This window comes from Pseudomonas sp. Arb-4-2C (assembly GCF_055755015.1).
The window spans coordinates 2,507,092-2,529,054 of record NZ_CM146899.1 but is presented as its reverse complement, the minus strand read 5'-3'; the positions used below and the strand labels follow the sequence as shown (position 1 = coordinate 2,529,054).

The window sequence follows — 21,963 nt, the reverse complement described above, 5'->3', positions numbered from 1 at the left end:
TGCTCCTTTAGAAAGTGGCTTGAAGGTTGAAGTGCAGGCGCGATTCCTGTTTCGAGGTGTTCGGCCCTTCGAGTAGCGGATAGCCCCAGTCGAGGCTGCCGGACAGCCATTTGCTGAGGCTGGCGCGGGTGCCCAGGCCGACGCTGGCCAAGGCGTAACTGGCGTCCTGGTCCGGCAGTTCGTCGCGCAGATACAGTTGCGCGCCTTCGGCAAAGGCGTAGAAACGCCATTCCTGCATCCAGCTGCCGGCGTACTTGGCCAGCGACGGCGTGCGCAGTTCCTGGCTCAGCAGCACGCCGTCATCAGCGGTGCGTTCAGCCGCCAGGTAGCCGCGCACCGAGGTCGCGCCGCCGGCGGAGAATTGTTCGTTGGAAACCAGTGGCCCCGACGCCAACTGGAACGCGCCTTTGCTCGCGCTCTGCCAATCGTTGTCGAAGGTCCAGGTGAAGTTGCTGTCGCCTTTGAGCACGGCGAAACTCGGCTTGGCGCGGTAGCGTTTGTAATCGAAATCTTCGTCGGAGCTGCCGTAGCCGAAAAGGCTGCGCGTGGCCGCCACCAGACTCAGACCGAGGCCCAGCTGGCTCTTTTCGGTGTAGCGAAAGCCGTTGTAAGCGAAGGTGAACGGCGCGTATTTGAGCGGCACCTTGTCGCTCTCGCCGGACAGGGTCAGGCGCTCGTCGAAGTTCTTGAAGTCGATGCCCGCCGACAGCGAGTTCGACCAACTGCCGCTGGACGGCAGCGTGTAGATCGCCGACACGCCGTAGGAATGGCCCTTGCCCAACACGTTGCTGCCGCCGATGGTGGCGACGTTACTGTCGGACTGGTAACCAGAAAACTGCACGCTCCAGCGATCGGTCAGTGGCGCGGTGTAGGACCCCGACCAGACCTTGGCGTTGTCGGTGTCCTGCGGCGCGGTGAAGTACGTCAGGTTGATGCTGTGACCAAGCTGCCAGAGGTTGTTGTAGCCAAGGCTGGTCACGGCGCGCAGTTTTTCGGTGTCGGCGCTGTAGTCGTTGTTGAGGCCGACACTGGCAATCCACGGTTTCTGGTCTTCGACCTGCAAATCCACGTCCATGGTGCCGGGGCGCTGACCTTCACGCACCAGCGGCATGACCTGACGGCCCGGGGTCTTGTTCAGTTGCGCCAGCTCGCCCTGGACCTTGGCGAAGTCCGGCACCTCGCCTTCCTTCAGCGCCGGGACGTTGTCGCGAATGTCCAGCGGCGAATAGTGTTTGGCGCCGACCACACGCACCCGGCCAACCTTGGTTTCGCTGACTTGCAGGTAGACGATGCCATCCGCCACCGCTTGCTCCGGCAGTTCGACGAACACCGATTGGTAGCCGCGCTCCTGGTAGGCCTTCTGCAACGCATCACGGGCGCCTTCAATATCGCTCATACCCTTTTGCGGGCCGAGAAACGGGTACACCGCCTCTTCAATCGCTCGGGCGTCGAGCACGGTGTTGCCGCGCACGAAGTATTCGTTGACGTCCACCAGGCGCTGCGGCGCGGCGTTTTCGGCAGCCTCGTCGGCGAACGCCGGATGAGCGCCGGCCGTCACCAGCAGCCAGCCCCACAGCGCCAGCCGTGACGTGAAAATCTGATCCACACTACCCCCTGAATTCGCGATGTCCTGTTGGCGCAGCTGCGCGCCTTGTGTGTTGCGTCAATGGCTGGTGCGGCTAATTGCTGACGTGCGAGGCACCGCTGTGCTTGCCGAGCCAGGTGTGCAGCAGCGCGAAGTTCAAGGAGAACTCGGGCATTTGCAGCAAGGCTCCGCAGAACACTTCGCCGATGATTTTTTGAATGAGCAGCACCGCACGGGGCTCATTGAGCAGTGTGGCGATGTCGCGACTGAGGACGTTGAAGCTCCAGACTTTCTGGTTCAGGCCGAGGCCGACGAACCAGCGGAACAGCAGGTTGTAATTGAGCTGTTCATACAGTTGCTGCTCGCTGGGCACCGAATACAGCAGCTGCAGGAGCAGGATGTGCATGACCGTTTGCGCGGGGATCAGCATGCCGGGCTCGGCATTGAGGTCGTGCAGAAGGCCTTGGTGGGCATCGAGCATGTCGTCGATCTGCGGGCGCAGCAACACCAGCGAATGGCCCGGCGGAATGTAGCTGGAGACCTCTTTCAAGGCGCTCTGCCAATCATCCTGCGACACGATCCAGACCCACGGCGCACCGTAGCGATACACCGAAACCGGCTTCTTGCGCGCCGCTTCGACGATCTTCGACAGGCGCTGATCAAGCTCCTGCATGCCCACTTTCGAGTAGCGTTCCATAGTCCCCATTGCCTCACTCCCGGCGTCCCGCCTCGGCTTGTGAAAAGCGCCCTGTTGGGCCCCTCAAGCGCGTTACATAGGCATGACCGGACTGGCTATGTGCTACCGAACTTTTGTCATAAAAGCTTCATTACAGGGGAGGAGCCAAAAGCAAAAGATCGCAGCCTTCGGCAACTCCTAGAGGGATACTTGATCTCTGTAGGAGTTGCCGAAGGCTGCGATCTTTTGATCTTTTGCGTGATCAGCTCAATTCGCGAGCCAACCTGCCTCGCCCTTATACTTTTTCGCGAATAAAACAATCATTCGTTAATGAGAGAAAACAATCCAGTAACCGTTATTCTATGAGGATAACCTTGTTCTTCATTCTGCCCCATTTCAAAAGTAAACACCCCGTTAATTGCCCCACCTCTTGCGTACCAAACAGTCAGCTTCCCCGACAACGGCAAATAATTCACCAAGTAAGAATCCGATAAACTCGAAAATCTCACTGAAGACAACTTGTCGGCATCAAACACTGCGAACTTATCGAATTTTGGAAACGTCAGCTCCATGTTTGTCCACCCCCTTCCGGCGTTGCCAATTTTCTCACGCACTCTCACCTTGTAGGCCCCCTCAGAAGGAGACAACTCAATTTCAGAGGGTTTAAGCGCCCCAAAAGGAGAATCCGCTACTACTTCAAATGTACCTGTCGTGCTCATGATTAATTTCTCACTTTATCAAGTTTCAAAAAAGTCGACTGACTGATCGTCCAGTTCACAAAGAAGAACGTCGTCAGGCTTTAGTAATAAACCGCGAGAAAAAGAGTGTCTACTGTCAAACTTGACAGTAGACAAAACACTAAAATCACCATCCGACAACAATCAACAACCCTTAACTCAGGAATAAACAGACCAGCTATCGACGATCCTGCCGCCACGCACCGCCAGCAAATCACCGAATTGCAGGAGCACCGCTTCAGTCTGAGTCGGGCGCAGGAAGACCTGGTCTTCTATGGTCAGGCCAACAGCACTGGAGCCATTGACCATCTCCTGATTCGAACTGCGGCCGTAGACACTGTTGCTTTTTAATCCGGGCGGCGATTCGAACTCGGCCATCCAGTTGCCGCCGTAAATGAAGAAAGTCTGGCGCTGGTTGGTGTCCCACCATGAGAACAGCCTGGATTTATCGTCGAGCGCCGGGATGTTCACCGCACCGGTGCTTTTCAATACTGGCGTGGCGATGTAAACCGCGGGCTCATGTTCGACCAGCGACGGCAAATCGTAGTGCGTCGGCTTGAGCATCGCCGTGCCTACCGAAACCTCGGTGCTCAGCGTCTCGTTTTCGTGGATGCGGTAGCTCGGACTGCCAGCGGTGTTCAGGCACAGGTGGTCATTCCACAACGCCGGAAACTGCTGGCGGGTGAAATCGACGTAGCGCTGATAAATCACCATCACCTTGGCGAACAGCTCTTCAGGCGAGCCGAGAATCCCCGGCACGCCCATGCCCACGAACGGGTCGTAGCCCATGAACCCGGCGAACTGCAGATGCTGCGCATTGGCACTGATCAGCGTGAGCATCTGCCCCAACACCTTCACATCACTGACCCCGCCACGATGCAAGCCGACATCCAGTTCGATGTTGATGCGCATCCGTGTGCCCAGCCCCTGCGCCAATGCGAGGTATTGCTGCAAGCGTTCCGGCCCGTCCAGCAGCCATTGCAGTTGCCGGGAAGGATCGAACGGGCCTTTGTGGATTTGATAGAACAGCTCGGCCGAACGCACCGGCAACGGCTTGCCGAGCAGGATGTCGGACTGGGGAAATGTGACCGCATCGTGATTGAGAAACGGCTGGTGAAAGGACATGAGTTTTTGCGTTCCGGCCCGTTGCGCGATGTAGTTCAAGAGGCCCGGTGATGGCAGGGATTTTTCCACCAGCCGCAGTTGCTTGCCGCCGCGTCTGACCGACTGCATCACCACGTCGATGTTGTGGTCCAGGCGATCCAGATCTATCAGCAACACCGGGCGCATCGGGCCGTTGTCCTTCAACTCTTTATTCAGCGCGCGGTAATACTCGCTGTACGGCCCGCCACGATCACCCGGTCGCAGCGAGGCCCCCACACCCACCAGCAAAGCGCCGACACCCAGCGTGCCGAGCAGAAAATTGCGTCGGTTGACCGCCATCAGCTCACCCCCAGAATCGACGACAGATGTGCGTTGAGAAACCTTCCGCTCGGATCAAGCGCCTGACGCACCTCGACGAACTCGCGCCAGCGCGGGTACAACGGCTGCAAGGTTCGCGCATTGAGCGTATGCAACTTGCCCCAGTGCGGGCGGCCGTTGTACTTCCAGAAGATCGGCTCGACCGCCGCAAAGAAGTTGTGATGATCCATCTGGTAATGCTGGTGCACCGAGATCGAACAGCTGTCGCGGCCCTCGAACATGCTCAGCGCAATGTCGTCGGCCTTGACGTAGCGGTACTCGATGGGAAACCAGGTGCGCAGGTCCTTGTCCTGGATCAGCTTGAGGATTTCACGCAGGCAGGCCGGGCCGTGCTCAGCAGGCACCGAGTATTCCATCTCGTTGAAACGCACGGTGCGCACGTTGGCGTAGATGTCGAACGAGTCGCCCACCCGATCATCGAAACTCGCCAGATGGCGCAGACTGTTGAGCAGCGTGCGACGCAGGTCGGGGAAGTCGCTGCCGTACTTGTCGATCTTCTCGATCAGGGTCACGAACTCGTTACCACCCTCCTCTTCAGGCGGAATCGGCGGCGTGGCCGGGTCGCTGGTTTCGTTGAGGGCGATGGACAACGCGTAGTCGGAATGGGTGACCACCAGCATTTCCCAGTGCTGGTTCTCGCGGGTGTTCTTGTCGAGGTCTTCCAGCAATTCTTCGGTCTTGGCGATCCACTGACGTTCGCGCAGGCGATAGGCCGGACGGTTTTGCAGGCGGATTTTCGTCGCCACACCCAATGCGCCAAGCGACACCCGCGCAGCATTGAACACCTCAGGATGGCGTTGGCTGTCGCAGTCCAGCACGTCGCCACTGGCCGTCACCAACTGCATGCCGCAGACATGCGCCGAGTACGACTGAAAGGTTTTGCCGGTGCCATGGGTCGAAGTGGCAATCGCCCCGGCGAGGGTCTGATAATCGATGTCGGCCATGTTCTGCAATGCCTGCCCGATGTCCTTCAACGGCAGGCCCATGCGCGACATCGGCGTACCCGCGGCAAATTCGGCCTGCAGGGTTTTCGGGTCGTGATCCAGCAGGCCGGTGAAGTAACTCAGCGACAACAGCGTACCGTCGGTGGGTACCAGCGCACTGAACGAATGCGCCGAGCCGACCGGACGGATCTTGCCCTGAGCCTGACGAATCGCCGAGGTCAATTCATCGAGATTTTTCGGTGCCAGCCGCGCTGCCGGCAGGCAACTCTGCCCGCCCGACCAGTTACGCCAGGGGATCAATCGCGGGGCGCGCATCAACTGCCCCAGTGCGGGGTTGGCCGCCAGCGCACTGAACGCACCGACGATACTTGCCCGTTGCAACAACTGACGCCGGGTCAGGTCCATGGTCATGCGCGCGCCCTTATTGTGGGAGGGGCTGGTCGGCCATGAAGCCGATCAGTTGCAGGAATTGTTCTTCGGTGCACTCGACGCACTGGCCCATCGGCGGCATGCCGTTGTAGCCATTTATCGCATGGTCAAGCAGCGTGTCGACACCTTGCTGAATGCGTGGCGCCCAGGCTTTGCGATCACCGGTGAGCGGCGCGTTGGCCGCTGGGTTGGCGTGGCACAGCTGGCAGCTGTTGGTGTAGATCTGCGCCAGCGCCGGGTCCTGGGGAATGGCAGTGTTGTGGGTGGCCGGGGGTTTGGGCTCCTCGCCGCAACCGGGCAGCACCATGGCCAGTGCCAGCAATAAAGAGAGTCGGATGGCCCGCATAACAATCCTCGCGTGAGTGCCGCTTATTGTTGTGATCACACCTTAAGGCAGCGACGTCAGCGGGTTGAGGGCATTGCAGGACAACGAAGGGGGCTTCGTGGGCCAGCCGCTCGCACACTGGATCGGTGGCGCACGCAAAACGTGTGTTCACCGCGATTGACACTGTGGGAGCGGGCTTGCTCGCGAAGAGGCTTCCAGTCAACAACTGCATTGAATGACCCAGCGCACTCGCGAGCACACCGCCACGCCCACGATAGATGTCGCGTGCCTCTTAGAGCTCTGTTCTGCGCCTTGCGTGACATTCGCGTGACATTGGCGGGTTTAAATTTCGGCGTATTCAGGCGTATAACCTGTAAAGACTTTTTGATTGGTATGCGGACATCAACACGGGGTAGCGACATGACCACAGCAAACATCCTTGGCAATCTGTTCCCTTCTGTCAGCGACATCCCGGAAAAATACCGTCTCGACGGTCAGGTCGAGCAACGCGAATACTTAGTTGATGGCCAACTGCGGCGCTGGGACGGCCCGCTCGCCCAAGTGCGCAGCCCGGTCTATCTGCATGGCGAAAATGGCGACGAACAAGTGATTCTGGGCAGCACGCCGCTGCTCGACGCCGACACCGCCCTCACCGCTCTCGACGCCGCTGTACGGGCATACGACCGTGGTCAGGGCCTGTGGCCGACCATGCGCGTGGCCGAACGTATCCAGCACGTCGAAGCTTTCCTGGGGCGCATGCGCCAACAGCGCGATGCAGTGGTGAAGCTGCTGATGTGGGAGATTGGCAAGAACCTCAAGGACTCGGAAAAAGAGTTCGACCGCACCTGCGACTACATCGTCGACACCATCAATGCCCTGAAAGAACTCGACCGCCGCTCCAGCCGATTCGAACTGGAACAGGACACCCTCGGCCAGATCCGCCGCGTACCGCTCGGCGTGGCGCTGTGCATGGGGCCGTACAACTATCCGTTGAACGAAACCTTCACCACGCTGATTCCGGCACTGATCATGGGCAACACCGTGGTGTTCAAGCCGGCCAAGCTTGGCGTGCTACTGATCCGTCCGCTGCTCGAAGCATTCCGTGACAGCTTCCCCACCGGTGTGATCAACGTGATCTACGGCAGCGGCCGCGAGACCGTCAGTGCGCTGATGGCCAGCGGCAAGATCGACATCTTCGCCTTCATCGGCACCAACAAGGCCGCCAGCGACCTGAAGAAACTGCACCCCAAACCGCACCGTCTGCGCGCGGCACTGGGCCTGGACGCGAAGAACCCCGGGATCGTGCTGCCGGAAGTCGATCTGGACAATGCGGTCAATGAAGCGGTGACCGGTTCGCTGTCGTTCAACGGCCAGCGCTGCACGGCACTGAAAATCCTCTTCGTGCATGAAGATGTGGTCGACAGCTTTATCGAGAAATTCAACGCCAAACTGGCCACGCTGAAACCGGGCATGCCGTGGGACAGTGGTGTGTCACTGACGCCGCTGCCGGAATCGGGCAAGGTCGATTACCTGCACGGTCTGGTGGCCGACGCGCAGAGCAAAGGCGCAAAAGTGGTCAACCCGAATGGCGGCGAGAGCCGGGAGTCGTTCTTTTACCCGGCCGTGCTCTACCCGGTGACGCCACAGATGCGCGTGTACAACGAGGAGCAGTTCGGTCCGGTGGTGCCGATCGTGCCGTACCGTCATCTCGATACGGTGATCGATTACGTGCTGGAATCGGATTTCGGTCAGCAGTTGAGCCTGTTCGGCACCAACCCGGTGGCGATCGGTCGACTGGTTGATACGTTCGCCAACCAGGTCGGGCGGATCAACCTCAACGCCCAGTGCCAGCGCGGGCCGGACACTTACCCGTTCAACGGGCGCAAGAACTCCGCCGAGGGCACGTTGTCGGTACACGATGCCTTGCGGGTGTTTTCGATCCGCACGCTGGTGGCGACCAAGTTCCAGGACAGCAACAAGGATCTGATCAGCGAGATTATTCGCGGCCGCGATTCAAGCTTTCTGACCACCGACTACATTTTCTGACGAGGACATCGCACTGAGTACATTCAGCACCCACCGACTGCCACCGCTGTTGCGGCGAATCCTGCGTCCGTTGCTGGACCCGTATCGCCGTTACCAGCACGCCCGACTGATCCATGCGGTGCGGGTGGCACTGGGATTGCTGGCGACCATCCTGCTGACCACCGGCATCAACCTGCCCCACGGCGAGTGGGCCTCGGTGACCATGCTGGTGGTGATCGGCGGCTTGCAACACCACGGCAACATCGGCAAGAAAGCCGCCGAACGCGCCATCGGCACGCTGATCGGTGCCGGCGTCGGTCTGGTGCTGGTGGCGCAACAGGCATGGCTGGGCCTGCCGTGGCTGACGTACTTTGCCATGGCAGTGGTGTGCGGGTTTTTCTCCTATCACGCGATTGGCAAGGGCGGTTACACCGCCCTGCTCTCGGCAATCACCGTATTCATTGTCGCCGGGCATGGCGACAACCCGATTACCGACGGCTTGTGGCGCGGGGTCGATATCCTGATCGGTATTGCCCTGGCCCTGGCGTTTTCCTTCGCCCTGCCGCTGTACGCGGTGTATTCGTGGCGCTACAACCTGGCCGATGCCTTGCGCGACTGCGCCACGTTGTACGGGCGAATCATCAGTGGCCAACCGGTCAGCGCCGATGACCACCTGAAGCTGATGGGCCGGGTGACCTCGGTCATGGTGCAACTGCGTTCGCTGATGCCTTCGGTGTCCAAGGAAGTGAAGATTTCCATGACCGAACTGGATGCGATTCAACGCAACCTGCGCATGTGCGTCAGCACCCTGGAAATCCTCGGCAACACCCGACCGGATGCCAACGATCCCGACGCCATGGCCCATCTGCAATCGGCGCTGCGGGCCGAGCACCGCTTGATCCGGGTGCAACTGATCGGCATGGCGCGCGCCTTGAAATCCGGTGCGGCGCAACGTCTGGAGCGCCCGCTTGAACTGCCCGACGCCAGCCTCGACACGCCGGTCTACAGCGCGTTGGACGGTTACCGTTTGCTGACCCGACAACTGGCGGCCAACATCGGTGAACTGCGCCAGCGTCTGGCCAAAACCGCGCCGCGCTGGAATATCTGAACGCTACTGGGTAACCAGCGGGCGACGCTTCAGGCCCCAGCCCTGCTGCATGCCGGCGGCGGCCAGCAGAATCGCCGCCACACCGAGCCATTGCAGAGGCTGCAGGCGATGGCCGAAGGCGAACCAGTCGACGAAAATCGCCGCTATCGGGTAGATGAAGGACAGCGCACCGGTCAGGGCCGTCGGCAGTTTCTGGATTGCGCCGTACAGCAGCACATACATCAGGCCGGTGTGGACGATGCCCAACGTCACCAGGCTGGCCCACGCGCCAGTGGTTTGCGGCAGGCCGTTGAAATGCGCGAACGGCGCGAGCAGCAGCACCCCGGTGCAGACCTGAATCAGCGCGATCAGATGCGGCGGCGTGCCCGTCAGACGCTTGATGATCAGCGCCGCTATCGCGTAGAGCAGCGCCGCCCCCAGCGCCAGCGCAATCCCCAGCAGATAGTCGCCACCGCTCTCACCCTGCCCGCCATGGGCGCTGACGATCGCCAACATGCCGAGAAAGGAAATCGCCAGCCAGAACAGTTTCTGCGCGGTGATTTTTTCGCCGAGGAACAGCGCGGCCAGGCCCACCAGCATGAACGGCTGCACGTTGTAGACCGCCGTGCCGATGGCAATCGAGGCCCGCGAATACGAGCCGAACAACAACACCCAGTTGCCGACAATCGCAACGCCGCTGAACACCGCCAACAGGAACGTGCTACGGGTCAGGATGCCTGGACGCAAGAAGCCGAACGCGGCGCAGATCAGCAGCAAGGTGCCGGAGCCGAATACGCAGCGCCAGAACACCACGTCCAGCACCGGTTGCCCGGACACCAGCACGAACCAGCCGATGGTTCCGGAAATCAGCATGGCAGCGGTCATTTCGAACGAGCCGCGCCGGATTGTGTTGTCCATCATCGATCTCCCTTGGCATTTGACGAAAGCGTGGCAAAAGTATGCCAAGCCGACACCGCGCCTCTCCAGCGCAAAAAGCAGGCTAAACTCGGTTTCTGCCTTTTTTATCGCGGGTGGTTTCCTTCAAATGCCTGATTGCGGAGTTGCCTTATGACCGACGACATCGACCAGATCCTCATCAGCGCCTTGATGGAAGACTCGCGCCGCTCGCTCAAGGCGTTGGCGCAGATCAGCGGCCTGTCGTCGCCAAGCGTGGCCGAACGCCTGCGCCGATTGGAGGAACGTGGCGTGCTCAAGGGCTACACCGTCGAGATCGATCCCAAATGCTTCGGTTATCAATTGCAGGCCATCGTCCGGGTACGACCGCTGCCTGGGCAATTGCAGGAAGTGGAGCGGCAGATCCTGTCGATCCCGGAGTTCACCGAGTGCGACAAGGTCACGGGCGAAGACTGCTTCATCGCCCGTCTGCACGTGCGCTCGATGGAACAACTGGACACCCTGCTCGACCGGCTCAATACGCTGGCCGAAACCAACACCGCGATCGTCAAGAAAACTCCGGTCAAACGCCGGTTACCGCCAATGGCATGAGTGTGTTTCGCGCCTGTTTGGCGTAGATTAAGGTTTTTCCGGCGAAGGACTGGCGGTGATGAAAATTCAGGCAGTGATGCTGGCGGCAATGGTGCTTACCGGCTGCGGGACGGTGCAGACGGTTGTGAGCAGTGATCACAAGACGGCAGAGCGACTCAGGAAAGAGAAAACCTACTGTGGCGCCGTCCCACGGATCTACAGTGGCGTGACGTATGATTTCTGTCTGATGAACGCAGAGCTGAAGGATGGCGTTGATGCATTCGACTACAAGAATGCCAATCCCGGCGTGCTGATCGATGCTGCAGCGTCCGGTGTACTCGACACCTTGCTCCTGCCCTACACCATCTACAAACAGCAGGTCGATGGCAGCATCGTGATCAATTGATCTCACTTGTACTTTTTCGCAGACAACAAAAAACCCGCCTAGGCGGGTTTCTTGTTGATTCAGCAGCAGCGATCAATCGTCGCGGCTCATGATGCCGAAGATCTGCAACAAGCTGATGAACAGGTTGTAGATCGATACATACAGGCTGATGGTCGCCATGATGTAGTTACGCTCGCCGCCCTGGATGATGGCGCTGGTCTGGAACAGGATGCACACCGAGGAGAACAGCACGAAACCTGCGCTGATCGCCAGTTGCAGACCACTGATCTGGAAGAACATGCTCGCCAGCGTCGCACCCAGCAGGACGAAGAAACCGGCGGTGATGAAGCCACCGAGGAAGCTCATGTCCTTGCGGGTGATCAGCACGTAGGCCGACAAACCGCCGAACACCAGCGCGGTCATCGCGAATGCGGAGCTGACCACTTCAGCGCCGCCCTGCATGCCCAGGTAACGGTTGAGGATCGGGCCGAGCAGGAAACCCATGAAACCGGTCAGCGCAAATGCAGACACCAGGCCCCAGGCCGAATCACGGAGTTTGTTGGTGAGGAAGAACAGCCCGTAGAAGCCGATCAGCACCACGAAAATGTTCGGGTAGCCGACACGCATCTGCTGGGCCACGAAAGCCATCACACCGCTGAAAGCGAGGGTGAGCGCCAGCAAGCCGTATGTGTTGCGCAGGACGCGGCTAACCTCTAGCTGCTCAGCCTGCACGCTGTTGTGAACTGCGTAATCCTGTTCGCGCATGGCGACACTCCTGTTGGTTTGAAACGTTCAGTCGCAAAGATCATAACAGACGCTCTGTAACAAGCCATGCACAGAGTTTGACAGTGTGTTTCATTCAGGTATTATGGCGCCCGCAACGCAACGGAGGTGTGGCCGAGTGGTTTAAGGCAACGGTCTTGAAAACCGTCGACTGTAACAGGTCCATGAGTTCGAATCCCATCGCCTCCGCCATATTTGATACGACAAAGCCCTGATTATTCAGGGCTTTGTCGTTTCTGGGGCTCACGAAAATTTCCGCTTTTCAGAATGTGTTCCATAACTTTTGTGGACGCGTTCCATAACTCAAGCGGTTTCCCCCCTTTCCCCGGCGTCCTGCAGATCGTTAAATACTCTTCATGTAACATGGTGCTACGCTGGGCTCTTTCACGGAGGAACGCCTATGCCAAATTCCGACCTGCTCCCTTCCCTACTCTTCAAGATCAACGAAAACCAGCTCGCCCTCGAAGCCGCCATCATGGAACTGTCCAACTGGGTCGAGCAACGCGGATCGGCCGACGTAGCCGAGAACGTCCGCGGCGCACTCTGGACGATCGATAAGAACGAGGAGTTCATCAAAATGACCTTGGCGGTTTTGATGGCGCCCGACTGACAGCTCGTCGCCTACCGCTCGCCCGGGCACCGCGGCTCAATTACTGTATATCCAAACAGTACAAAGCAAGGCGCCTTCGTGGAACCATCCGATATCGAAAACACCGACGACTGGCTCGGCTGCCCGACACCGCTCGAAACTTGCCGGCAGCAGCTCGCCCTTTACGAAAATGAGTTCGAGGAACTGAACCTGCAACTGCGCCAAGCCAGAGAGCGAATATTCAAGCTGGTCGAGATGAACGATGAATTGTCTGCTGGCAAAGCCAAAGCAGAAGCCGTACTTAAGAAATCCTCCGCTGATGCTGCGCGACTCCAAAGCTAACGAGGAGAGCTACTCGGACAGGTTGTGTCCGATCAGCGTGACCACCTCTTCCTTGAGAATCAGCGCCTACTGAGGGAAGCTCGCGAGAGGAACAGCTGAGGGCTAGGCTCAGGGTTCACTTTGAGGAATCAGTCGATGTGCGGACGACTCTCCCAGTACAGCGGCATTCACGACTTCGTGGCGGCGCTGAGCATGCCGAACGCCTTGGTCAATTCGACAGGAGAGCAACCCATCGAGCGGTACAACGCCGCGCCAACCACTCAACTTGCACTCTTCCACCAGGACGGCCAGTTTCTGCACGCCGACATGGTCCGGTGGGGATGGCGACCACACTGGGCCAAGGATCGCGCCGCACCGATCAATGCCAGGGTCGAGAAAGTCGCCCATGGCCCGTTCTTCCGCGCGATCTGGCCGCACCGGGCGATCATTGCGATCAACAACTGGTTCGAGTGGGTCGACGAAGGAGGATCGAAAAAGCAGCCCTACTTGATCAGGCATCGGGACCAGACGCCAATTCTCTGCGCCGCCATCGGCCAATACCCGAACGGGGAGCACGCGTCAAGCGAGCATGACGGCTTTGTGATCATCACCGCGGACAGCGCCGGCGGCATGGTCGATATTCACGATCGCCGGCCCGTGGTGCTAACGCCCGAGCTTGCCCGGGAATGGTTGGACCCGGCCACCCCGAAAGAACGCGCCGAACAGATGGTGCTGCACCAAGGCGAGCCGACAGAGACGTTCGAATGGTTCAAGGTTGACCGGGCCGTGGGGAACGTCCGCAACCAAGGCCCGGAGCTGATCAAACCGGTCGATTGATCAGCGCTTCGACAGAGTTTTAAGACGCTCCACCAGCGCGGCTTCAAAAATGGTGTACAGCTTTTCAGCATCGTCGGCACGCAAAGCACCACCGGTTTCCAGTCCAAGCACGAAGCCATCCGCCCGTGCTCCTGCCTTCACAGCGATGATCATCGAGTCGGCCCGGACAATTTGCGCCAGCAGTCGATCCGCTTCCCGCTGCATTTTTTCGCTCAGCACTACGCCTTCCACATTCGCCACCTTTAACTTCAGCGTGACATCCAATACATAACCGCAACCACGACCGTGACCCAGGTGAGCGTTATCAAAAAAGAGAGTCCAGCCAGTCGCTTATCCATGCAGATCACATCAACATTCAAACAAGAATGATGGTTCACGACTGATTGTCTCGCAAGAATGGCTCGGTGCCATTAGCGCTGCAACTCCCGTACATAGTCTTGGCAGGCCTGCAGCGCGATCAGTCCGCGATCGCCGGTGTCGGTGATGGCGATAATTCGTTGAGCATGCGCCGGGTCAAGTCGGGCTCGTACGGCTGCATGATCCACGCCGCCGGCGCCGGCAGTGGCTGGCATACCACAGCCTTTGGCAGTGTCGGTTGCGTCGAGGAGGACTGACAGCCGCAAATCAGAAGTGGCAAGGCGATCGCGCAGGCGATCTTGGTCACGTTGGGCATCGGTCATTTTCCTGAAGTGGGTTTGCTCACTGGCCGCCAGCCGCTGCTCGAGCGCGAGACGCTTGCCCTGCTCGACCTGCTGCGCGGTGGTTGCGGCTTGGGTCAGTTCATTGAGGGTTTCGGCGTGCTGCCGCGCCTGCTCGGCCAGTTGGCGGCCGTAGCGCCAGTCCTGAAACTGCCAGGCGCTGCCGGCACCGAGCAGCACCAGCACAACCGCGCAGACCATCTTCCAAGGAACGACCATCACGGCACATCCTTGAAGAAGACGTGCCCGCCCAATTTCAGGGTCTGCTTTGCCTTCGCCGCCCAAGCCGGCGCCTTGATGCTGGCCGCGTAGTAGTGCGTGGCGCCACCAGTGGGATCCGGTACCGCGCCATCGATGACCTTGTCAGCGGCGATCCGGCATTGCGCCAGTTCGCGGAACGGGATCTCCTTTACGCCGATCAGGAACTGATAGTTCGGGTCGGTCTTGTTCCAGCAACTGAACTGGTACGGCTTTTGGCACACGCCGGCGTAGCCCTCGCCCCACCACGAATTGGTCTTTCCATCGAACACGCGATTGCGGATCGCCCAGGCCGCGGCGATCTGACCGGCCGTGCCTTCGCCGCGCGCCTCTCCCCACAGCGTACGTGCCAGGACGTCGCGGTCTTTCTCGGTTGCAGTCATCACTTTCTCCAAGCAATAAAAAACCGCCTCGCGGGCGGTGTTGGTGGACAGCCAGGTCAGGCAGGCGGACTTGGCCAAGTCACCTCGGTAGGCCAGCCGGGCTGCTTATCAATGCGGTTGAGGTCGACCATGTACTTTTTCCACTCATTCAGCTGAGCGGCTTCGGCCTCTTCGGCGATGTCCAGATCGACGGCGTATTGCAGCGGTGCGATGGCGGCCAGCGCTACGCTTCTGAGCTCAGCCCGCATCTGGTACTGGCGCTCGGCAGTGATCAAGGGCGGCGCCCCTGTTTCTACCCAGTCGCCAGCGGACCACTCGCCATTGCTGTCCCGTGACGCGCCTTGATACTGGGCCTTAAAAAAGCCATCTCCGACGAGCGTCCGTGTCCAGTGCTCTGGCAGCACCGTTTTGCGGCGAATAACTGCGACGGACTCGCCATCGACGATCTCAACTTCCGGTGTGTCGACGAGATAAATCGAGGTTGTGCCGACGATCACATCGCCGATATAGAAGCCGGCAGCGTCAAGCTTATTGATTTTGATCATGAGAGAGGAATCCAAAAGCTGCCGGCAATTGAACCGGCAATATTGCTGGTAGTGACGCTCCCGTCCGCCGCCAAAAAGATGCTCGGCGAAGCCTGGCCACTCACAGGAATCGATCTGACCGGCACCACCACGGGCGCTGCCGGCCTGTAACCGACTGGCATGGTCCAAAGAAGCGTGCCGTTGGCGGTGGTGCCGCCGCTGATGTAGAACTGGCACTCAATGTGCCCCAGCACAATCCTGTAGACCGCCCGGTAACCAGCTACTACCGACCAGCCATTCTGCAAGGTGGCAGGAATCCACGGCGTTGTTCCCACGGTGTACTCCGTGTAGAGCTGGCCAAGATCCGTTGAATCGACCGCCGCCCGCAGGAAGCCTCCCGTGGTCCAGCCAATCTTCACCTGATTACCAGTCTGGCCGGGACCGGTGCCCATCTGCACCGGGGCGTACCCCGCGTTTGCCAGCACGACGAGGTTCGCAACCGAGGAGGCGCCAGCCAGATCGGTCAATTTTCCGGAGAGAGGCTGCTTGTTGGGAATGGACGCAATCAGATCGCCGAAGTTGTTCACCAGCGCCCTGAGCGCATCCGCCGAGTCCTTCACGTAGCCTTGCATCGGTGCGAGCGCGTAACTGCCACCGGCAGCGGTCGCGCCCTTGTAAGGCGGTGAAATGGACAGCGCTGTATCGCTGGCAATGTTGGTGACCTCATACCAACCACCGTCCGGGCCGCGAAACGCATCGCCGACTCGGCCATTGGAAATAAAGGCAGTGCCGGCACCGATCACCGCGTTGGAATTTTGGGTGACAGAGACCGTTCCCGATTTATACCAGGGCATATTCTTTTCCTAAGGATGATATTAGGCAGCGATTTTCGCAAACAGCGCGGGAAGCCAAAAGGCGTAAGGATTGGAGAAACCAATAGTCACTGCATATAAAATTTTATTGGGAAAATCCCACCACGTATAAAGAGACCGCCCGATACCATCATCATTGGTCATACGCATATTGAATGAATTACCTAGAATATATTCATTCTCAGGAAACTCGAATTTCACAGTATAGTAATTCACATACTCACCCTGCGGCTTTCGGCTGGTTGTAACATAAGTCCAGTTCTGAAATGCTCGGGTAAAAAGGACATTTGGCGTGCCAGAGTCGAATATGACTTCACCTGACGCCGAAAACAATCTTAGGCCGTAATCGGCTACAGGTTGAGCGCTGAAGGAAGCCACGATATATCTGCCGTGAGGGTAGAACCCCACCTGATCGTACATCCCGGTTAGAAATCCCGTCCAATTGCCTGGAGTACCCTGAACAGACGCGGCCACCCCCATTTTCAGTATACCGTTGACAGTATCCGGCCTAATAAATATTAAAGGAGGCTCCTGAGTTGTTATCGGTGCAGGAAATGTGACTAGCGCTCCAAAATTTCCGGGACCAAAGTTCGGAGCATAACGCCCGCTATAAATAACGCAAAGCCTTGCATACTCTGAATCAAGAATAACAACACCATCATTATTAGAAAAACTTAGTCCATAATCCATCATCGAAACCTTGATACAAAAAGACGCATCGTTCCACTAGCGGTGTAGCTGGCGTCGAATGTGCGCGTGTAATTATAGACTCTGGCAACCCCATCCAACATTTCCGTCTCAAACTGACGCTGTCCGGAAGTTACAGGTCCCGCAGGCAGAACAAATGCAATAGAGTTGCTCGGATTACAACCGGGTACCAAAAAGTCCTGTATCCCTTTTACGGAATTGAAAGTCACCAAAGTAGACAAGACGAGCCTGAGCGTGAACGAGTTTTCATCAAGCTGGAGCTCCCCATCGGCGCCCCAGATTCGCATCCCATAAGCCATTGATTACCCCAGATAGCCGAGACGGACACGCAACACATTGTTGGCGTCGTAGACAGAGACGTTGAGAGAGTTGATCACCAACCGCCCCTGCCCTGGCACAATGCCGTTGATCTCGAGTGTGCCGTCTTTGTTGAGAATCCAGCCTTGCTGGCCGGCAATGTAGTTGGTGGAGCTGATGTAACTGCCGATCTTGGCGTTGGTGATTGTTCCGTCGAGGATGAACGCGGACTGCAAAAAGGCTTGGCCGTTCTGAACCGCAAACGGAACGGACAAATTGCCGTTGATTCCATTTACGATGGCGAAACGATCAGCGCTCACCAAGAATTGGCTTTGAAGCCCTGCCCCAGTGTTCTCGATCCCTAAGCCGATGCCAGCCGCGACGTACTGTCCCTGGGCATTTACCTGCATCTTCACCGACCACATCGTGGACAGTTTCCCTGCCGTGTCCGCATAGGCGGTCGAGGTCTGCTGAATCTGCGCGGTGGTCTGCCCAACGGAGGCGGTTAACTGATCGATCTTCGTCGACGTCGCCGAGTTGGTGGTGGTGACCACGCGATCAAGCTCGGTGATGGTCGCCTCGTTGCGCCCAACTCGCGCGTCCAGCGTCACCTGGCGCTGTGCCATCGCTTCATTATCAGACGCCCGCACCTTGCTTTCTGCTGCGATCGCAGCGGTGCTATACCAACCCTTCAAAGCATCAGCAAGGTCGCCTTCCCCGCTATCGTCCCGAGAAGATGCCCGCAGCGCCTCGAATGACGTTGCTGTGGCCGTTACGGCGCCGTCGAGTTCGGTGATATCGACGGTATTGGTCGCCACCTGCTGGGCAAGGCCGTTTGCCGTTTCCACGGTCTGGCCAACATCGAGCCAGTAGGCAGAATTCGGCGGTGGCGTCTCTTTCGGTACCGGGCCAGTGGCCTGATAGACCCGCTTGCCAACGACTACAAGGTCGTATTCCTCGTAGGTGTCGTCCGGGTTGTAAGTCTTCAGACCATCGAGCGCATCGATCTGCGCCTGCAGGCCTGGAATCTTCTCGATTTCCTTGAGCAGATCCTCGCCGAGCTCCGTCTCGGTGATCTTGCCGGCGATCATTTCCAGAATGTCCCCAGCGTTCGAGCTGGACTGACCTTGTACGCCCAAGCCGATCGGATACCACGGCCCGATGTTGCCGATCTTGTCGACGATCCGCCCCCAAAAGTAGAACGTCACGCCAGCAGCAAGACCAAGCATTGAGAAATCGCTTTGTGGATAGGCCAGGTCGGTCAGCTTGGTGGCAGCCTCAAGACTGGTGGTCGGGCCATACCAGATTTCAGTCCGCTGGCTGTCTCCAGCGCCAGCGGGGAAACCCCACTTCAGGTAGATGCCGAACAGCAGCGGTGTGGCCGTCAGGTAGCTGAGCGCCGGCGGCAGACCTTCCTTCCCTTTCAGGTTGGTCAGGATCGAGTTACGCCATTGCGACGAGATGTCGAACGCACTTACCGCACGCACCCGGGCCACGTAGGCGCCAGCGTAGATACCGACCACGTCCACGTTGGTCATGCCGGTGCGCTGCACCTTGATCCAGTTGCCGCTGTCCTTGCGCCATTCGACGTCATAGCCCACAGCACCATCCACCGCGGGCCAACTGATGGTCATGGTGGCCACGGCCAAGCCCTGCACCACCGACGACGTCGATGTGAGGGACACGCTTGCCGGCGCCGGAACCACGGTGATCGGGATCACGCTGATCGGCCGTTCTTCCAGACGAGCGCCGGTGTCAATGTGCGCGAACTTGCTCGGCTCGAACTGCAGCGCACTGATTTCGAAGTCGCCCTCGGTGGTGCGCTTGGTGCGCAGCACGCGATACAGCGGGATCGCCAGATCATCGGCGTCGAGCGCCCATTGCAGCTGCGCGACTGGTGGCTCGCTGTATGCGACAGTCACTGTCACGGCGCGACCATTGACGCTCTGCACGGTGCGGCCCTCGGCACGGCCGCCAGGCAGGTTGATGATCAACCGATCACCCGCCTTGGCCTGGGTGTCGCGATCGATCGTGACGACTCGGCCAACCGCTGACGAGATCCGCCCGCCGACCTCCCGCCCAGCCAGCAGCGAGTCAGCCACAGGAATGATATGGCCCGGCAGCGGAATCACGCCCTCCATGCCGGTCTTGAACGATACGGTGCGGTCTTGGTTGTTGCTGAGGATCGCCCACTTGCCACGGCGCTGGGCCTCGGAGGCGCGGGTGCAGCCGATGGCGCTCAGCTCGGTCGGCCGGTCGCCGTAGCGGCGTTGCAGGTCCAGGTCAGCGAACGGAATGACGTCGGTGTCGTAGTTGTTCGCCGGGTTGTCGTAGCTGACCAGTGCCCGGGTGTACCGGGTCTTCGCCGAGGCGCTACCGTAGGAGAATTTTCCGTCGATGACGTTGGCCCGGGTGAAGACGTAGTCGAAGTCCTGCGCGCGCGGCATGTCGGCCTGCATCACCAGCTGGCCCTGCGCCCAGTAGGTCATGCCCCGGTAAATCGCCGAGATATCGCGCAGCAGCGACCAGGCGTCTGCCTTGCCCTGAAGGTTCATATCGCAGAGGAAGCGCGGCTCCTGACCGCCAAGCCCGTTCGGCACCAGCTGGTCGCAATACTGGGCAATTCGGTAAAGCTCCCACTTGTCGACCATGAACGGCTTGATGCGCTTGCCCAGGCCGAAACGGTCTTCGGTGCAGATGCCGTAGGTGATCCATGCCGGGTTGTTGGTCCAGGCCGATTTCATCGAGCCGTCCCACGTCCCGGTGTAGGTCCGGGAGATCGGGTCATAGTTACTCGGCACCATCCAGCGCCGGGCCTTGCACTTCACGGTCACCGCCGGGATGTTGGTGAACTGCTCGGCGTCGAACTCAATGTAGAGCAGCGCAGTGTTCGGGTAGCGCAGCTTGGCGTCGATCACTTCCGTGTAGCCGGCCACCAGCATGGTGTCGGCAACCTTGTTGCTGTTCTGGTTCGGCGTCAGACGGCGCACGCGGATCTGCCAGCCCGTGGTGGCAGCCGGCAGGTCGATGCGGCGCGAGCGCTCGTAGCGCGTGGTGGTCTTGCCGTCGACAGCGTCCACCAGCACCTGCTGATAGGCACCGCCATCGGTGGCAACGTCAATTGCGTATTCGATGCGGTAGCCGCCGACGTTGCCCTCATCGTCCGAACGCTGCAAGGCCGGCCACGCCAGGCGCATGCGCACGGCCGATAGCTGGGTGTTGCTGATCGAGCGCACCCACGGCGAATCGCTGCGCAGCTCGATGTTCAAGGAGGTCTCATTCTCCACGGACGGAATGCCCGGGATGTAGGTCTGATCCACCGAGCCCGGGCGCCAGTCCCACTTCACGTTCGGGAAATTGTAGTTTCCGCTGGCATCTCGGATCGGCGTGTTGTCCAGGTAGATGTTGTAGTCGGTCGGCACACCGTCGAACTCGCCTTCGCCCACGGCGATCAGCAGTTTCGCAAGGTTCGTCGAGCGCAAGCTGTCGCTGGCTTCGACCGGCGACTTCGGCTTGCTGCTGCCGCCCTTCTCGCCGTGGATCTCGATCTTTTCCGCTGCGCCCATGCTTTCCTCCAGGCATAAAAAAACCGCCTCACGGGCGGTTGGTGTGTTGCTGTCCTGCTTACACTTTGTCTTCAGCCAGGACCGAGGCCGAGATGATCATCCCGCCCCACCGGCGTTCGCCGATACAGATCGGCACCGGGTTGCCGCTGGCCGTGGTGTTCTTGGCACTGCCGAAGGCGTAGGACGGGGCGTTTTCGGGGGATGCGCTCTGTTTCAGGCCTGAGGCTTGAGGGCTGAGCATTTGGATAACACCTCCGATCGCCATGGACGCACCGGCCGCGTACAAAAACGGTGACGCGGCCGCAAACGGTGTGAACGACATCACATACGCTGCAGCGATCATGACTGTACCGACGATGGTCTGTAATCCACCGGCACGCTTGCTGCCACCGATCACTGGAACAATGCGAATTTCCCGTGTGCCGCCGAGATCGAATCCGTCCATCCCAATGTTCGCGCGGTTCCGGAAAATCGCAAACTTTAGCCCAAGGCGCTCCAGCCGCTTAATTTCCTTAGCGAAGCCATCAATCGTCGCATTGAGCGCGCGGAAAACCTCCCCGGCGGACCCGCCGTCGAGAAGGAATTGCTTGCTTCGAAAGAACTTCTTGGCGAGCGAGCCGGACAGCATCACTTTCGTCATCGGAGTGTAGGTAATTGCTGAGCACATGCCATTCTCCAGGCAATAAAAAACCGCCCGGAGGCGGTCTGTTCAAAGGGTCGTGGGCAGAATGTCGATCTGCCCATCGCCCCCGGTAAAAACTCGATATTTCTTGATCGCGCCGTCTTTCACGATCGCTTCCCGCTCCACTCTCGCAGCCCCCATGGAGCAGATGCCAGAGCCGGTGTAAGCCGCGCCGACTGAAACCGAATCAGGCGGCAGATAGAACGATGCCTTCTGGCCCGGCTCGAGCTTTGCGGCCTGTTTACCATCGATAAAAACAGCCATCGCGCAAAGGCTCCCGGTCTG

General features: G+C 59.2%; 24 protein-coding genes, 1 tRNA gene and 1 pseudogene. 8 read left to right on the top strand and 18 right to left on the bottom strand.

All coding sequences use genetic code 11. The annotated features are described in order from the left end of the window. Positions 1-7 precede the first annotated feature (7 nt). From AC0J41_RS11405 to AC0J41_RS11380, 6 genes are all read right to left on the bottom strand, one after another. Positions 8-1,606 (bottom strand): ShlB/FhaC/HecB family hemolysin secretion/activation protein, encoded by a 1,599-nt coding sequence (locus AC0J41_RS11405; RefSeq protein WP_473015600.1) that lies wholly within the window; start codon positions 1,604-1,606, stop codon positions 8-10. Between the two features lie 73 nt (positions 1,607-1,679). Further along, the gene (locus AC0J41_RS11400) at positions 1,680-2,291 is read right to left on the bottom strand and encodes a transposase (protein ID WP_473015599.1); all 612 of its coding nucleotides are present in this window, start codon (positions 2,289-2,291) and stop codon (positions 1,680-1,682) included. 290 nt (positions 2,292-2,581) lie between these two features. Beyond that, positions 2,582-2,980: a hypothetical protein gene (locus AC0J41_RS11395; RefSeq protein WP_473015598.1), complete on the bottom strand. Its 399-nt coding sequence runs from the start codon at positions 2,978-2,980 to the stop codon at positions 2,582-2,584. Positions 2,981-3,157: 177 nt separating this feature from the next. Then, entirely contained in the window at positions 3,158-4,366 is a 1,209-nt protein-coding gene (locus AC0J41_RS11390; RefSeq protein ID WP_473015992.1) for a DSD1 family PLP-dependent enzyme, read from the bottom strand. 74 nt (positions 4,367-4,440) lie between these two features. After that, positions 4,441-5,769, bottom strand: a complete 1,329-nt coding sequence (locus AC0J41_RS11385; RefSeq protein WP_473015991.1) for a D-arabinono-1,4-lactone oxidase — start codon at positions 5,767-5,769, stop codon at positions 4,441-4,443. 76 nt (positions 5,770-5,845) lie between these two features. Next, positions 5,846-6,199, bottom strand: a complete 354-nt coding sequence (locus AC0J41_RS11380; RefSeq protein WP_025110055.1) for a c-type cytochrome — start codon at positions 6,197-6,199, stop codon at positions 5,846-5,848. A gap of 399 nt (positions 6,200-6,598) precedes the next feature. On the opposite strand from AC0J41_RS11380, the gene AC0J41_RS11375 reads away from it, so the two are divergent. Continuing rightward, complete coding sequence (locus AC0J41_RS11375) at positions 6,599-8,224, top strand: NADP-dependent glyceraldehyde-3-phosphate dehydrogenase (protein WP_025110056.1); 1,626 nt, start codon at positions 6,599-6,601, stop codon at positions 8,222-8,224. Positions 8,225-8,270: 46 nt separating this feature from the next. Next, positions 8,271-9,311 carry an FUSC family protein gene (locus tag AC0J41_RS11370; protein ID WP_473015990.1) on the top strand — a complete coding sequence of 347 codons (1,041 nt, stop codon included), beginning with the start codon at positions 8,271-8,273 and terminating at the stop codon, positions 9,309-9,311. A gap of 3 nt (positions 9,312-9,314) precedes the next feature. Here the strand turns inward: AC0J41_RS11370 and AC0J41_RS11365 are convergent, their stop codons facing one another. Continuing rightward, positions 9,315-10,208 (bottom strand): DMT family transporter, encoded by an 894-nt coding sequence (locus AC0J41_RS11365; RefSeq protein WP_473015597.1) that lies wholly within the window; start codon positions 10,206-10,208, stop codon positions 9,315-9,317. A 150-nt stretch (positions 10,209-10,358) separates the two neighbouring features. Between AC0J41_RS11365 and AC0J41_RS11360 the strand changes: the two genes are divergently transcribed. Next, positions 10,359-10,796 carry an Lrp/AsnC family transcriptional regulator gene (locus AC0J41_RS11360; protein WP_007915449.1) on the top strand — a complete coding sequence of 146 codons (438 nt, stop codon included), beginning with the start codon at positions 10,359-10,361 and terminating at the stop codon, positions 10,794-10,796. 58 nt (positions 10,797-10,854) lie between these two features. Next, positions 10,855-11,181, top strand: a complete 327-nt coding sequence (locus AC0J41_RS11355) for a YceK/YidQ family lipoprotein (protein ID WP_025110059.1) — start codon at positions 10,855-10,857, stop codon at positions 11,179-11,181. Between the two features lie 72 nt (positions 11,182-11,253). On the opposite strand, the gene AC0J41_RS11350 is transcribed toward AC0J41_RS11355, so the two are convergent. Beyond that, entirely contained in the window at positions 11,254-11,925 is a 672-nt protein-coding gene (locus tag AC0J41_RS11350; RefSeq protein WP_025110060.1) for a Bax inhibitor-1/YccA family protein, read from the bottom strand. 122 nt (positions 11,926-12,047) lie between these two features. Here AC0J41_RS11350 and AC0J41_RS11345 point away from each other — a divergent pair. From AC0J41_RS11345 to AC0J41_RS11330, 4 genes are all read left to right on the top strand, one after another. Further along, positions 12,048-12,135, top strand: a tRNA-Ser gene (locus tag AC0J41_RS11345). 208 nt (positions 12,136-12,343) lie between these two features. Continuing rightward, positions 12,344-12,553, top strand: a complete 210-nt coding sequence (locus tag AC0J41_RS11340; protein WP_025110061.1) for a hypothetical protein — start codon at positions 12,344-12,346, stop codon at positions 12,551-12,553. A 78-nt stretch (positions 12,554-12,631) separates the two neighbouring features. Next, complete coding sequence (locus AC0J41_RS11335; RefSeq protein ID WP_473015595.1) at positions 12,632-12,874, top strand: hypothetical protein; 243 nt, start codon at positions 12,632-12,634, stop codon at positions 12,872-12,874. Between the two features lie 135 nt (positions 12,875-13,009). Further along, complete coding sequence (locus tag AC0J41_RS11330) at positions 13,010-13,690, top strand: SOS response-associated peptidase family protein (protein WP_473015594.1); 681 nt, start codon at positions 13,010-13,012, stop codon at positions 13,688-13,690. Here AC0J41_RS11330 and AC0J41_RS11325 read toward each other — a convergent pair whose 3' ends face one another. The 10 genes and pseudogenes from AC0J41_RS11325 to AC0J41_RS11280 form a co-directional block, all read right to left on the bottom strand. Continuing rightward, positions 13,691-13,921: a hypothetical protein gene (locus AC0J41_RS11325; RefSeq protein ID WP_025112107.1), complete on the bottom strand. Its 231-nt coding sequence runs from the start codon at positions 13,919-13,921 to the stop codon at positions 13,691-13,693. Positions 13,922-14,100: 179 nt separating this feature from the next. Continuing rightward, positions 14,101-14,607, bottom strand: coding sequence for a lysis system i-spanin subunit Rz (locus tag AC0J41_RS11320; RefSeq protein ID WP_473015989.1), 507 nt, complete (start codon positions 14,605-14,607; stop codon positions 14,101-14,103). After that, positions 14,607-15,029: a cell wall hydrolase gene (locus tag AC0J41_RS11315; RefSeq protein WP_473015988.1), complete on the bottom strand. Its 423-nt coding sequence runs from the start codon at positions 15,027-15,029 to the stop codon at positions 14,607-14,609. Before AC0J41_RS11315 ends, AC0J41_RS11320 begins: the two co-directional genes overlap by 1 nt. A gap of 56 nt (positions 15,030-15,085) precedes the next feature. Continuing rightward, positions 15,086-15,574, bottom strand: a complete 489-nt coding sequence (locus tag AC0J41_RS11310) for a tail fiber assembly protein (RefSeq protein WP_473015593.1) — start codon at positions 15,572-15,574, stop codon at positions 15,086-15,088. Positions 15,575-16,107: 533 nt separating this feature from the next. Continuing rightward, a pseudogene (locus tag AC0J41_RS11305) lies at positions 16,108-16,407 on the bottom strand (tail fiber domain-containing protein); the annotation flags it as partial. A 21-nt stretch (positions 16,408-16,428) separates the two neighbouring features. Then, entirely contained in the window at positions 16,429-17,115 is a 687-nt protein-coding gene (locus AC0J41_RS11300; protein ID WP_473015592.1) for a hypothetical protein, read from the bottom strand. Further along, a complete protein-coding gene (locus tag AC0J41_RS11295) occupies positions 17,115-17,420 on the bottom strand; it encodes a hypothetical protein (protein WP_473015987.1) in 306 nt (101 codons plus the stop codon). Before AC0J41_RS11295 ends, AC0J41_RS11300 begins: the two co-directional genes overlap by 1 nt. A gap of 15 nt (positions 17,421-17,435) precedes the next feature. Then, complete coding sequence (locus AC0J41_RS11290; RefSeq protein WP_473015591.1) at positions 17,436-20,996, bottom strand: TipJ family phage tail tip protein; 3,561 nt, start codon at positions 20,994-20,996, stop codon at positions 17,436-17,438. A gap of 58 nt (positions 20,997-21,054) precedes the next feature. Then, the gene (locus AC0J41_RS11285) at positions 21,055-21,663 is read right to left on the bottom strand and encodes a tail assembly protein (protein WP_473015590.1); all 609 of its coding nucleotides are present in this window, start codon (positions 21,661-21,663) and stop codon (positions 21,055-21,057) included. A gap of 42 nt (positions 21,664-21,705) precedes the next feature. Beyond that, positions 21,706-21,942 carry a hypothetical protein gene (locus AC0J41_RS11280; RefSeq protein ID WP_457295902.1) on the bottom strand — a complete coding sequence of 79 codons (237 nt, stop codon included), beginning with the start codon at positions 21,940-21,942 and terminating at the stop codon, positions 21,706-21,708. Positions 21,943-21,963: the final 21 nt, after the last annotated feature.